The organism is Sphingopyxis sp. EU05-FHT14B03 (assembly GCF_058790875.1).
The window spans coordinates 60,847-74,195 of sequence record NZ_JBYTDC010000007.1 but is presented as its reverse complement, the minus strand read 5'-3'; the positions used below and the strand labels follow the sequence as shown (position 1 = coordinate 74,195).

Annotated in this window: 10 protein-coding genes and 1 pseudogene; 9 read left to right on the top strand and 2 right to left on the bottom strand. The window is 64.4% G+C overall.

All coding sequences use genetic code 11. From position 1 onward, the window contains the following. The first annotated feature begins 124 nt into the window (after positions 1-124). From AC3WS4_RS25045 to AC3WS4_RS25025, 5 genes are all read left to right on the top strand, one after another. On the top strand, positions 125-2,131 hold the full coding sequence (locus tag AC3WS4_RS25045; protein ID WP_030541566.1) for a copper resistance system multicopper oxidase: 2,007 nt from the start codon (positions 125-127) through the stop codon (positions 2,129-2,131). Further along, a complete protein-coding gene (locus AC3WS4_RS25040) occupies positions 2,121-3,434 on the top strand; it encodes a copper resistance protein B (RefSeq protein ID WP_058818200.1) in 1,314 nt (437 codons plus the stop codon). The genes AC3WS4_RS25045 and AC3WS4_RS25040 overlap by 11 nt, the downstream gene beginning before the upstream one ends. Before the next feature lie 47 nt (positions 3,435-3,481). Further along, entirely contained in the window at positions 3,482-3,865 is a 384-nt protein-coding gene (locus AC3WS4_RS25035; protein ID WP_030541567.1) for a DUF305 domain-containing protein, read from the top strand. 61 nt (positions 3,866-3,926) lie between these two features. Next, positions 3,927-4,376: a DUF411 domain-containing protein gene (locus AC3WS4_RS25030; protein WP_046407136.1), complete on the top strand. Its 450-nt coding sequence runs from the start codon at positions 3,927-3,929 to the stop codon at positions 4,374-4,376. A 367-nt stretch (positions 4,377-4,743) separates the two neighbouring features. Continuing rightward, positions 4,744-5,280, top strand: coding sequence for a DUF2231 domain-containing protein (locus tag AC3WS4_RS25025; RefSeq protein WP_030541569.1), 537 nt, complete (start codon positions 4,744-4,746; stop codon positions 5,278-5,280). Between the two features lie 212 nt (positions 5,281-5,492). Here the strand turns inward: AC3WS4_RS25025 and AC3WS4_RS25020 are convergent. After that, positions 5,493-5,618, bottom strand: a pseudogene (locus tag AC3WS4_RS25020) (DUF305 domain-containing protein); the annotation flags it as partial. A 24-nt stretch (positions 5,619-5,642) separates the two neighbouring features. Beyond that, a complete protein-coding gene (locus tag AC3WS4_RS25015; RefSeq protein WP_492743055.1) occupies positions 5,643-6,653 on the bottom strand; it encodes an NAD(P)/FAD-dependent oxidoreductase in 1,011 nt (336 codons plus the stop codon). 166 nt (positions 6,654-6,819) lie between these two features. Between AC3WS4_RS25015 and copC the strand changes: the two genes are divergently transcribed. The 4 genes from copC (at position 6,820) to AC3WS4_RS24995 (ending at position 13,285) form a co-directional block, all read left to right on the top strand. After that, the gene (gene copC, locus AC3WS4_RS25010) at positions 6,820-7,218 is read left to right on the top strand and encodes a copper homeostasis periplasmic binding protein CopC (protein WP_425442438.1); all 399 of its coding nucleotides are present in this window, start codon (positions 6,820-6,822) and stop codon (positions 7,216-7,218) included. Positions 7,219-7,222: 4 nt separating this feature from the next. After that, positions 7,223-8,149: a copper homeostasis membrane protein CopD gene (copD, locus tag AC3WS4_RS25005; RefSeq protein WP_058818198.1), complete on the top strand. Its 927-nt coding sequence runs from the start codon at positions 7,223-7,225 to the stop codon at positions 8,147-8,149. Between the two features lie 249 nt (positions 8,150-8,398). After that, positions 8,399-11,086 carry a vitamin K epoxide reductase family protein gene (locus AC3WS4_RS25000; RefSeq protein WP_058818197.1) on the top strand — a complete coding sequence of 896 codons (2,688 nt, stop codon included), beginning with the start codon at positions 8,399-8,401 and terminating at the stop codon, positions 11,084-11,086. Positions 11,087-11,350: 264 nt separating this feature from the next. After that, a complete protein-coding gene (locus AC3WS4_RS24995; RefSeq protein WP_058818219.1) occupies positions 11,351-13,285 on the top strand; it encodes a cytochrome c/FTR1 family iron permease in 1,935 nt (644 codons plus the stop codon). The last annotated feature ends 64 nt before the right edge of the window (positions 13,286-13,349 follow it).

Sequence of the window (13,349 nt, the reverse complement as noted above, 5' to 3'; positions counted from 1 at the left end):
TCAAAAATTCTCGACTTCGCGGGAGGGGGTGAGCCTGTTTGCGTGGAAGGAAAGAGAAGGTCGGCCCCCCCCCCCCCCCCCCCCGCCGCCGGCCGCAAGCATTGAACTGGAGCGAAGGAAAGGCATGAGCCGCAATCTAAACCGGCGCGACGTAATGCGCGGAACCGCCATGCTTGGCGGCACGCTGGCCATGTCGGCCTACCTGCCGGCTTGGGCGCAACCTGTGTCGCGCGGCATCGCCAGGCCCCTGCCGACCGTGTCGGGCACAAACATCGCGCTGACGATCGACAGGATGAAGCTCGTCATGGACGGGATCACGACGCCGGCAATCGGCGTCAACGGCACCGTGCCCGCACCGCTCGTCCGCCTCCAGGAGGGCCAGAACGTCCGTCTCGCAGTGACCAACAATCTCGACGAGGATAGCTCGATTCACTGGCACGGGCTCATTCTGCCGTTCCAAATGGACGGCGTGCCCGGCATCAGCTTCCCTGGCATCAAGGCGCGTTCGACCTTCGTATACGAATTCCCGATCTTGCAGTCGGGCACCTACTGGTATCACAGCCATTCGGGCGAACAGGAGCAGGCAGGGCTCTACGGACCCATCGTGATTGATCCGGCCGGTGCCGACCCGATCGCGTTCGACCGCGAGCATGTGATCGTCCTCTCCGACCATAGCGAAATGACGGGCGAGGAAATTTTCCGCAAGCTCAAGCAGATGGGCGGCGCCTATTTCAACTATCAGCGCCCGACGCTGAGCGGGCTGCTCGCCGGCCGCGAGATGCGCCTCAAGGATCGGATGGAATGGGGCAAGATGCGCATGGACCCGGCCGATATTGCGGATGTTACGGGGTCGACCTACACCTTCCTCGTCAATGGCTTTGGCCCTTACGACAACTGGACGGGCCTCTTCCGACCGGGCGAGCGGGTTCGGCTGCGCATCGTCAATGCTGCGGCGCAAACCAACTTCAACGTGCGCATCCCTGACTTGCCGATGACGGTGGTGCAGGCCGACGGCCAGAACGTCCGGCCGGTAACCGTGGACGAATTCCAGATCGGCGTCGCGGAAACCTTCGACGTGATCGTGACGCCCGAGGACCGCGCCTACAGCTTCGTTTCCGAGGCGATCGACCGATCCGGCATGGGGCGCGCGACACTGGCCCCGCGCGAGGGCATGATCGCCCCGGTCCCGCCGCTCCGCCCGCGCACGTTGCTGACCATGACCGACATGGGCATGGACATGAGCGGGATGGAGGGGATGTCCGGTATGGCGGACGAGAACCCGGTCGCAAAGCGCGGGCCGGATCCCACGTTGATGCAGAATGCCTCGCGCAACCTGTGGAAGCTCACCGGGTGGAAAGAGCCCACCGATCACGGAACGAAGGCGGTAGGCGCTGCGATGGCCGGCATGGCTGGGATGGGGGGCGACCAGATGAGCGGCGCTATGCCAGGGATGGACCATAGCCAAATGGCGGCGGGCGCTGCCGGGATGGCGGGCATGGACCATGGTCAGATGAGCAGCGGCGGCATGGCCGGGATGGATCATGGGTCAGGCGGCAGCATGGACATGAACATGCGCAACCCCAAGAACGCGCCCGGCGTCAAGATGGGGCCGGGAGTGCAGACCATCTCGCCGATGCCGAAGGACCGCACGGGCGAGCCGCCGCAGGGGCTGGAGGACGCGGATCATCGCGTGCTCACTTATCGCGATCTTGTCGCGCTCGACCGCAACCCGGACGTTCGCGCCCCGTCGCGTCAGTTGGAGATCCACCTGACGGGCAATATGGAGCGCTACATGTGGGGCTTTGACGGCCAGAAGATGAGCGACCCTGCCGACCCCATCCCGTTCCGCAAGGACGAGCGCGCGCGCGTCACCCTGGTCAATGACACGATGATGCCGCACCCAATTCATTTGCACGGCCACTTCTTCGAGCTGGTGACCGGACATGGCGACTTCGCGCCTCGCAAGCACACGGTGAATGTGGCGCCCGGCGGTAAGATGACATTCGACGTAACGGCCGATGCGCCCGGCGACTGGGCGTTCCACTGCCACAATCTTTATCACATGACCGCGGGGATGATGCGTGTCGTGACGGTTCGCCCGATGGGCGAGGAGAACCGCGATGCAGCCTAAGTTCCTCTTGATCGCTGGCGGCGCGGCACTTGGCCTCGCAAGTCCGGTGGCCGCGCAGATGGACCATTCCAATATGCCGGGCATGAAGATGCCGCCGTCAAATACGCCAGCGGTGAAAAAGCCGGCCGCTAAAAAGCCGGCCGCCAAGAAGCCCGCAGCGACCAAGCCCGTCGCGCGCAAAGCGTCCCCAAAGCCCGCCGCTAGATCGACACCGCCCGCGAAAACGGGATCGGGGGCCAAGCCCGCTGCGAATCAGCCCGCCAAGCCTCCGGCCCCTGCAACGATCGTTGCCGATCCTCACGCCGGTCATGACATGACGACCATGCCGGGCATGAATACGCCTGGAGCCAACCCCAACCCCAATACCGCGCACGACATGTCGGCCATGCCAAGTGCCTCCGGCGGTGCCGCCTCCGGCCAGCCAAGCACCAGGCAAGGCATGGACCATGGATCGATGCCGGGAATGGGCCAGAGTTCGGGCGCGATGCAAGGCATGCCGGGACACGACATGGGAAGCATGCCCTCAGCCACGGGCGCGGCGATGATCGGCACCAACCTGCAGGCCGGCACCGCTCCGCCGCCGCCCATCCCGACGGATCGGGCCGCGGACCAGGTCTACTCTGCCGCTGCCATGGCGCATTCGCAGCAGCATCTGCGGTCGATGCACGGCGGGCAGAATTTCTCCCAGGTCATATTCAATCTGGCTGAAGTCCAGATCCGGGACGGTCGCGATGGTTACCGGTGGGACGGCAGTGCCTGGTATGGGGGTGATATCAACCGGCTGGTGCTCAAGACCGAGGGCGAAGGGAATATCGGGGGAAGTCTGGAAGCGGCGGAGGTACAGGCGCTTTATTCGCGCGCCATTGGCCCATACACCGATATACAGCTTGGCGTCCGCTACGATTTCAAGCCCAACCCCTCGCGCGTCTATGCGTCGGTCGGCTTCGAAACGCTGGCACCCGGCTTCTTCGATGTCGAGGGCGCGCTATTCCTGTCCAACAAGGGCGACCTGCTCGGGCGCCTGGAAGGCTATTACGATCAGCGGATCACGCAGCGGCTAGTCCTTCAGCCCCGCGCCGAATTAAACTTCGCCGCGCAGGACGTGCCGGAAATCGGCATCGGCTCAGGCCTTTCCACGGCCGAACTCGGTCTGCGTCTCCGCTACGAGATCAGGCGCGAGTTCGCGCCCTATGTGGGCATATCGTACGACCGCAGCTTCGGGGACACGGCTCGCTTCGCACGCGCCGAAGGCCAGGGGGCGGCGTCGACCAGCCTAGTTCTGGGCATTCGCACATGGTTTTGAGGCCGACTAGTCTTGTCGGGTTGGCTGAGGTCAAGAAGGAGAAGTCGATGTTCAAGACAGTAACACTTCTGGCTCTGGCCGCGACGTCGGCGAGCCCCGCTTTGGCTCAGCAGCAGATGCAGGGCATGGACCATTCGAAAATGCAAGGCATGAACCACGACAACATGCCTGGCATGAACACGCCTTTCATGCCCGCCGAAATGGCGATGCACGAAAAGATGATGAAGGCCAAGGGCGCTAATGCGAGCGAGACGTGGGTCCGCAAGATGATCGAGCATCACCGCGGTGCGATCGCCATGTCGCAGATCGTTCTCCGGGAGTCGCCCGATGCGAAGACCCGGCAAATGGCCCAGAAATCGATTGCCGAGCAGAACAAGAGCATCGGTGAACTCCAGGCGATGCTCCGGTCGATGGGCAAGCGTCCTCAGTAATAAGCCTCGTTCCTCCCGCCCCCAGCGAGGAGACGGGAGGAACGACCAAGGAGATTTTTCCATGAAGTCAGCGTTGCGATTTGCGCTTACTGCCGCAGCCTTGTTGGTTCCGGTTGCCGCCAGCGCGGCTACCCCGATCGTTATGCACCGCGACCCCGGCTGCGGCTGTTGCGCCAAGTGGGCGGCGCAGGTGCAGCAGCAGCTCGGCCGTCAGGTGCGCGTCGTCGATGATCCCAACCGCCCGGCGCTGCAGAAGCGCGCGGGCGTTCCCGCGGACGTCTCGTCCTGCCACACCGCAATCGCCGATGGCATCGCTTTCGAGGGCCACGTGCCGATCGCCGACATGAAGCGGGCTCTTTCGACCCGGCCCAAGGGCGTGCGAGGCCTCGCGGTCGGCGGCATGCCGTTCGGCTCGCCAGGAATGGAAGTGCCGGGCGTCAAGGCGCAAGCCTATGACGTGGTCGCCTTTGGTCCCAGCGGCCGCCGCCTGTTCGCCCGCCACGGCAGCTGATCGGTCGATGTTTTTTGGCGGAGTGGCATGACGCGGTCGCCGCAGCCAGCGTAGCTGTGGCGTCCAGTCCGTCTTGAAGAGCAGACGGAAAGTTTCACAAAGGAAGCTGGGCAGGTGAGGGAAGAAGGCGCGGCGTGCGTAAACTGGATTGAAACAACACGGTTCAAGGGGTTGGGTGATGGGCGGTAAACGAGGCGGGGCTTTCGCTCTACTCCTTGCGGTTGCAATCTCAGTAAGCACGTCGGCATCGGCGCACGAAGATCACGATGCGCTCGGGGCCGGTCCCGGGCCGGCCGCTAGCAGCGCAGCCGAGACGCAGAAAGCAGATGGGGCGGACGCTGGCGACGGCCACATGGGCATGGGCTCTATGTCGACCGTGGACATGAACATGGGCGGCCGCGACATCGCCGGCGACGACATGGACATGGGCGGCATGCACGAGGAGACCGCCAACAAGAACAAGACTTTCGGCGAACGGCTTGTGAGCTGGCTGGGCCGGGTGCATACCATGGTCATTCATTTTCCCATCGCCCTGTTCATCGGTGCGTTCGGGGTGGAGCTGTTCGGGTTGTGGCGCCGCAACCGGGATTATCAGCATGTCGCACACATAATGCTGGTCGTCGGCGCGCTGGGAGCGATCGTGGCGGCGTTCCTGGGCTGGTTCGCAGGCGGGTTCTACCTGACCGACCGCAACCCTATCCTGATGACGCATCGCTGGCTCGGGACATCGATCGCGGTCTTCGGCGTCGCGCTGGCTTGGATGGCAGCGCGCCACCGCAAGGGTCCCGAGCGGTCGCGGTCGTTGTATTGGGCGGTGCTTGGCCTGATGACACTCGCGATCTCAATCCAGGGGTTCCTCGGCGGAACCTTCATGCACGGCGGAATAAACCACTTGGCGTTCTGAGGGGCCCCGACGCTTAGTAGCCGGTCGCGTGTTGGCGCGCTGCGAAGGAGAATGCGACGAAATGCGGCAGCGCCGACCTTCGTGCCGTAGGCCTTTTCAAGCATAGCGTCGGATGCCGCCGGCGAGCCCGGCCCCGCTAGGGCGTGTCGAGCAACCCCCGACGCTGGTAATAGCACACTGTCTCGATGCACTCCCGCGCAAGCCTCGGGATCGTGGTGCGGGATCATCGAACGGAGGAAGGCCGTGTCGCCGATCGTCGTGTGGATACGAATAAGCGCGAAGCAGCCGAAGAAGATGACAAGCGAGCCGGCGATCAGCGCTTTGTTGGCGGCTTTCGCTCGGTGCACCGCCAGTGGCTCCCACTACGTCGGCGGTACGCTCCGAGCGGGATACAGCCCGGCGATGGCGGACGACAATCCGCTGTCGCGGTCGCGCAACAGATTATGGATTGCAGTCGCAGCGATTGCCGCTTGCCCGGCTGCGACGCTGATCTGATCGAGCCCTTCTACTACGTCGCCGACTGCGTACACGCCATCAACCGAGGTTTGTTGGTGGGCATCGGTCAGCACGCACCCTAATTTGCTGAGCTTCGCGCCCAGCAAAGTGGCAAGCCGCGTCCGAGGCGACGAGCCGAGCGCAGGGTAAAGCGTGTCGAATTGCAGCTCCAGGCCATTGGCCAACCGCACCTCGACACAGTCGCCAAGACGCAGCTGCTCGACAGGCGAGGGGGCGACATCGATGCCCTGCTGGTTCAGCTTGGCAAGTTCGGTCGGCCCGAGATCGAGCGAGCGCTCAGCCAGAAGCGTGACCTTGGCCCCATAAGCCCTCAGGAATTCAGCTTCTTCAGCGCCATGACCACTGCCGCCGAGCACCGCCACGTTCATCCGCCGGGCCTCATAACCATCGCAGATCGGACAATAGCGGAGAAGCCCACGCGCCACGCCGATGTCATGCATCGCATCGGGCATCTCGGGACGCCGGTTGAGGACACCGGTCGCGAGGACAACGGTCCGCGCGCGCAAGATGTTCAGTTCGCAGGTTGCCGAGAAGTGGTCGCCTAAGGCGACAATTGCGTCGATCTCACCGCTCTGGACCGTACCGCCATATTCGCGCAGCTGAGCCTGCAATCGCGCAAGAAACGCGACGCCGGAAATGCCTCCGGGAAATCCTGGCAGGTTGCGCGAGTGCGGGATGGAGGCGACGCGCCCTGCCGCCGCGTCATAGACGACGCAGCTCCTGAGAAACCGCGACAGATAGATCGCGGTCATGAGGCCCGCTGGACCGCCGCCCACAATCAGACAGTCGATGACCTCCTCGGGGTCGCCCGTCCAGCCTTGATCGGTCAATCGCAACCTCATCATTACCCCGCGCATGCGCCCGTCCAGGCCCGCGGCCACAGTTCGTCTCGAGAGGAGACGCGGTGAAAAGCGCCCCATGCTCCCTTCTGAATACGCGCCGCCACCGCCGGCCCCTCATCGAGAGCGGTGCGTCGGCACGAAAAAGATCGTGAGGGGTGACCCGCCCGGCTGCGTAATACAGGTGAACCCAATCGAAATGGAGATTACCCTGATGCGTCGCTTGTTCATCACGACTGCCGCCGCAGCCTTATTCTTCGCAGGCGGCGTGGCGAACGCGCACCCGAAGCTGGTGTCCTCCAGCCCCGCCGCCAACGCGGCCGTCGCGACCCCCGAGAAGATCAGCCTTCAGTTCAGCGAGAAACTCGTGCCGGCTTTCTCCAAGGCCGACCTTACCATGGCAGCGATGCCGGGCATGGCGGCCATGAAAATGCCCAGCAGCGCCGCAGTCGGCGCCGATGGCCGGACGCTCACCATCACCCCGAAGCAGCGCCTCCCGCGTGGGCGCTACAGCGTCGGCTGGCAGGTCGTCTCTAGCGATACACACAAAATCACCGGCAGCTACAATTTCACGGTGAAGTGAGCGAATGCTCGACTGGCCGACCGTCGCCATCCGCTTGGCGTTGTACCTGGTCCTGGCGGCGCTGTTCGGCCTGTCGGCCTTCAGCCTCTACGGCCTTCGCCTTGGCGAGCGCGATGATGCAATCGCGCTGCGGCCTTGGCTCACGGCAAGCGCGGCGCTCGGGTTGCTTCTCTCGGCCGCTGGCCTGATCCTCATGGCCTCGGCGATGGCCGGATCTCCGTTCTGGCCGATCGATCAGGCTGCTGCGGCCGCGCTGCTCGGAGGGTCGGCGGTTGGCACCGCCTGGAAGGTGCGTATGGTGGCGCTCGTCATCGCCGGCGGTGCAGCCCTGCTGGCGCGAGGCAGAGCATCATGGCTGGCTATGGCCATGATTGCGGCAGCCGCGGCATTGGCGACACTCGCGTGGAACGGGCATGGTGCCGCGAGCGAGGGAAGCACGGGATGGCTTCACCTCACTGCGGACATCCTCCATCTCCTTGCTGCCGGTCTGTGGGTCGGGGCGCTGTTCGGATTGCTTCTCCTGATGGCGCGGCGCGCCGAGGAGATCGATGCTGCGCACCTTCGGCTGACCCATCGCGCCCTGCACGGGTTTGGCTCCGTTGGTACGCTCGTTGTTGTTACCCTGGTGGTAACTGGTTTGATCAACAGCTGGCTGCTCGTCGGCCCAGCCAATTTCGCGGCCTTGGGGACGACGCTCTACGGCCTGCTGCTGCTCGCCAAGCTGGTTTTGTTCGCAGCGATGCTGGGGCTCGCTTCGCTCAATCGGTTCCGCCTCACGCCGGCCTTCGAGCGCTCGATTGCCATGAACGACCATGGCGGGGCGCTTACGGCGCTGCGGGTCAGCCTTGCGGTCGAGACAGCCTGCGTGATCGGCATCCTGGCGCTCGTGGCATGGCTAGGCACCCTCGCGCCACCCGCGTCGGGCATGTAAGCGCTATGGACCAACCGTCCACGCAAGCGCCGCTCAGGCCTTCCACCTTCTTTTACCCACTTACGCGGCTTAACCCTCGCCTCCCAAGACACCCCCCGCTTGGACTGAGCTTACGTGTCCGACGCCCTAAGTCGCCCACAGGCGCTTGCGGGAAGGCCGCGTCGCGCTGCAAAGCTGGGCGTGCGAGAGGGTTGGTCCGGGTGGGCCTGTCAGTGTTTTCAGAGATGAATGAACAAGGGTGGCAAAGTCATGACCGATGGCAAACGCAGTGAAGCCGGCAGCGGCCAGGGTGGCGAAGTCGTCCTCATCACGGGTGCGAGCGGTTTTATCGCCGCAGCGCTGATTGCCCAGCTCGGCGAGCGCTACACGGTCGTCGGCCTTGATCGCGCCGGCCCTCCCGACCCACCGCCGCCCGCGGCGGCGATCGACATAGACCTCGGGTCAGACGAAGCGGTCCGAGTTGCGCTTGACGAGGTGCGCGCACGGTACGGCAACCGCATCGCCTCGGTGATCCACCTCGCCGCCTATTATGATATCACGGGTGACCCCAATCCGCTCTACGACAAGGTCACCGTGCAGGGCACCCGCCGGCTGATTGACGGGCTGCAATCGTTCGAAGTCGGACAATTCGTCTTCGCCAGCACGATGCTCGTTCATAAGCCGACCCCCACACCCGACGAGCGCATCAACGAGGACTCGCCGATCGGCGCGTCCTGGGCCTATCCGCAGTCCAAGGTCGACGCCGAGACATTGCTGCATGAGCGCCACGGAAACATCTCCGTCGTTTATATGCGCGCCGCCGGAGTTTACGACGACGACGGACGCTCGGCTTTTCTCGCGCAGCAGATATCGCAGATTTACGAGCACCGCCTGATTTCGCATTTTTATCCCGGCATGCTGTGTGCGGCGCAGTCATCGGTGCACCGCGACGACTTGGCTGACGCCGTGCTGCGTCTGGTCGATCGGCGGCACGAACTGCCGTCAGAACTGCCGCTGCTCATCGGCGAGCCCGACGCACCCGGCTATGCCGAGATCCAGGACATCGTCGGCGAGGCGCTCCACGGTGAGGGCTGGAAGACGATCCGGATTCCGCAGCCGCTCGCGAAAGCCGGGATCATCCTGCAGAACGAAGCGCTCGGCAGCGACGACTTCATCCAGCCCTGGATGATCGACAGCAGCAACGACCACTATATCCTCGATGTCTCCCGCGCGCGTTCGCTGCTCGGATGGGAGCCGAAGCACAATCTTCGCGACTCGCTGCCGACGATCGTTGCCGCGTTGAAGCGTCATCCCGGCGCCTGGTATCGGAACAACAAGCTCAACGAGAACCTGGTCGCCTGGAACGACAATCAAGCTTCCAAACCTGCGGAGCCGGACCACCGCCAAGCTGAAGCGGCAGTCGCCGGAATGGCCGGTATGGATCACGGCGGGATGGACCACAGCAAGATGGACCACGCGGCGATGGGGCACGAGACCGGCGGCGCGGGCGCGGCGATGTCGGGCCATGGCGGGCACGGCGATCACATGGCCTTGATGGACCGCGATGAGCGCCGTGCCCGCTGGGCGCTTTACGCCAACATCGGTCTCGGTCTGTGGCTCGCCTCCAGCCCGCTCATATACGATTCCGTGACCACGCAGAGTGTCGGCGAAGCCGCGCGCTTCGTAACTATTGATCGCGGGCTGCCGTCGATCGAGTGGCGGGCGAACGCGCTGGCCATCAGCGACGTCGTCAGCGGGTTCGCCATCGCGCTGTTCGGTGCACTTTCCCTGTCAGCCCGCACGAAGACATGGGCGCAGTGGGCGGTCGCGTTCGTCGGCATCTGGCTGTTCTTCGCCCCGCTGATCTTCTGGAGCCCGAGCGCCGCTCAGTACAACAACAACCTGCTCATCGGCTCGGCCGTGATCGCCCTGTCGGTGCTCGTGCCGATGATGCCGGGCATGAGCATGGCGGGCATGATGGACCCCAAGAACATCCCGCCCGGCTGGACCTATTCGCCATCCACCGACGCACAGCGGCTGCCGATCGTCGCCATGGGTCTGATCGGCCTTCTCACCTCGCGCATCCTCACCGCCTACCAACTGGGGCATATTGACGGCGTTTGGGAGCCGTTTTTCGCCGGCTCCCTGAGCGATCCACGCAACGGCACCGAGGAGATCATCACCTCGGACATGTCCAAGGCCTGGCCGATTCCCGATGGTGGGCTCGGCACGGTCAGCTATGTCCTCGAGATCCTGATGGCGGTAATGGGCACCCGCGACCGCTGGCGGACCATGCCGTGGATGGTGACCTTCTTCGGCATCCTTGTCATCCCGCTCGGCGTCATCAGCATCTATTTCATCATCAGTCAGCCCATCGTCATCGGCACATGGAGCACGCTGGCGCTGATCGCCGCGCTCGCCATGCTGATCATGATCCCCTTCGCGCTCGACGAGGTGATTGCGATGGGTCAGTTCCTTCTCTGGGCGCGCCGGCAAGGCAAACCGCTGATCCGCACCTTCTTCCAGGGTGACGCGATAGAGGCGGGAGCGGTGGACGCGTCGGACGCGATGGCCTCGCCAAGCACCTTCTGGGCGGACGCAAAGAAGGGACTGACCCTGCCATGGACGCTGACTGCGAGCATCGTCATCGGCGTCCTGCTGATGCTGACCCGAATACTGTTCGGCACGGAAGGCGGTATGGCGAACAGCGATCACGTTGTGGGTGCGCTGGTCATCACGGTCGCGATCATCGCCACCGCAGAAGTTGCCCGCGCGCTGCGGCTGATCAACGTCGCGTTCGGAGCCTGGCTTGTGGCCGCGCCTTTCCTCCTCGACGGCGTTGGTCACCTTGGGGCCGTGGCCTCGGTCGTAGCCGGCATTGCGCTCGTCGGCCTCAGCTTTCCAAGGGGAAAGCGCAGCGCCGAGCATTATGCAAGCTGGGACAAGTACGTGATCTGAAAGTATCTTCAATCACTGCTTAGCCTCATCGAAAACCTTGATCGTGCATCGCACACCGTCACGCGCCTTCGCTGCCGCTTTTCTACCCCCCCGATCGTCTCCGGGTTCGCGGTCACGATCTTGTCGCCGGAGACGATCGCCCGCCAGCTCTCCGGCGGCGATGTTCATCATCCTGCCATTGGTGGTCGCGCACGCTGCCCAATACTGCTAATGAGAGCTGTTCGCATAGTCCGCGACGAGTGAAGCTTGGAATCGATCACCCATATGCCGTCACCTCTGGTCGCGCTGGTCGCGTCGCTTATGCTGCTGTTGATCCCCGCTGCGGCGATGGCCGATACCCGCGATGTTCAAACTGCTTGGCGTCTGCTCGACTATATGGCGGTCGATTATGGCGGTGCGGTCGCCAACGGCGCGGTCATAAGCGCGTCCGAATACGCGGAGATGACGGAGTTCGCCGCTGGGGTGTCGACGCGCCTCCGCGCACTTCCCGCGACGCCTGAGCGGCAATCTCTAATCCAAAGCGCTTCGCAGCTCGAAGCCGTGATCGGCCGCAAGGGATCGTCCCGAGAGGTCGCGACACTCGCGCATGGCCTCGCCGCCGATCTGCTCAAGGCCTATCCGGTGCCGCTCGCTCCCGCCAAGGCACCCGACCCCGCCATGGGAACAAGGCTATACGTCCAAAGCTGCTCGTCCTGCCACGGCCTCACCGGCGACGGACATGGGCCTGACGCTGCCAGACTCGACCCGCCGCCGATCGCGTTCACCGACGCCGAACGGGCGCGCCAGCGCAGCGTGTTCGCGCTCTATCAGGTGATAAGCCAAGGCATCGACGGGACCGCGATGCAGAGCTTCGCCGATCTGCCGAACGATCAACGCTGGGCGCTGGCGTTCCGCGCTGGCAGCTTCGCCCTGACCGACGCGCAAGCGGTCGAAGGCGAACGGCTGTGGAAGTCCCAGCCGAGCTTGCGGGCGCGGATCCCCGATTTGAAAACCCTGGTCGCGCTCACCCCCGCCGCGCTTGCGGGCAGCATCGGGCAGGCGAAAGCCGACGCGGTGCTCGCCTATCTGCGGCGCCACCCCGATCAGGTGATGCAACAAGCCCCGGGCTCGCTCGCGGTCGCTCGCTCCAAGCTTGCGCAAAGCCTCGCCGCGTTCCGGCGCGGCGACCGGCGCGGCGCAAAGGAACTGGCGCTGTCCGCCTATCTCGACGGGTTCGAGCCGATCGAACCGACGCTCTCGGCGCGCGACCCGACGCTCATGTCCAGGATCGAAGGCGCGATGGGAGAATATCGCGCCGCTGTGGAGAGCAGCACGTCGGCCGATGATGTGGCCGAACGAGTGGCAGTGCTGGGCGGCCTGTTCGATGATGCCGAGGCGGCGCTCGCGCCCGACGCCGCGACGCAGGCGTCCACCTTCTTGGGGGCCTTTACGATCCTGCTGCGTGAGGGGCTGGAAGCTCTTTTGATCGTGGTCGCCATGATCGCGTTCCTCCGCAAAGCGGAACGGCCAGAAGCCTTGCGCTATGTGCATGGCGGGTGGATCGGGGCGCTCATCGCGGGCGGGCTTACCTGGGCCGTCGCCACCTATGCGATCGGGATCAGCGGCGCGAGCCGGGAGCTGACCGAAGGGTTCGGCTCGCTGTTCGCCGCGATCGTGCTGCTCTCGGTCGGAATCTGGATGCACGGCAAGGCCCAAGCCGATCAGTGGCAACGCTATATCCGGGAGAAAATGTCACGGGCGCTATCGAGCGGGTCGGGATGGTTCCTGTTCGGGCTCGCATTCCTGGTGGTCTATCGGGAGGTCTTTGAAACGATCCTTTTCTACGCCGCGCTCTCGACACAGGGTAACACCGCGATGCTGCTGGCCGGCGCCGGCGCAGCGATCAGCCTTCTCGCCGTCATCGCCTGGGCCATGCTCCGCTACAGCCGGACGCTGCCGATTACGCAGTTCTTCCGCTACAGCTCGTGGCTGATGGCCGCTCTGACGGTCGTGCTGGCCGGTAAGGGAGTCGCTGCCCTCCAAGAGGCGGGGATCATCGACATAGCGCCGCTCGCCAGCGTGCCACGTATCTCGATGTTGGGCCTGTTCCCGACATTTCAGTCGGTGCTGGCACAACTCCTGATGCTTGCCGTGATCGTGATCGGGTTTGCCTGGAACCGCCGCGCCAAGCCGCGGGCGGGCGGGCCGCTAGCCTACTAGCGGCAGGGCAGACAACGCCCCTCTCTAAAGCGTTGCCGCAACCCTGACCGTGCATCGCACCGTC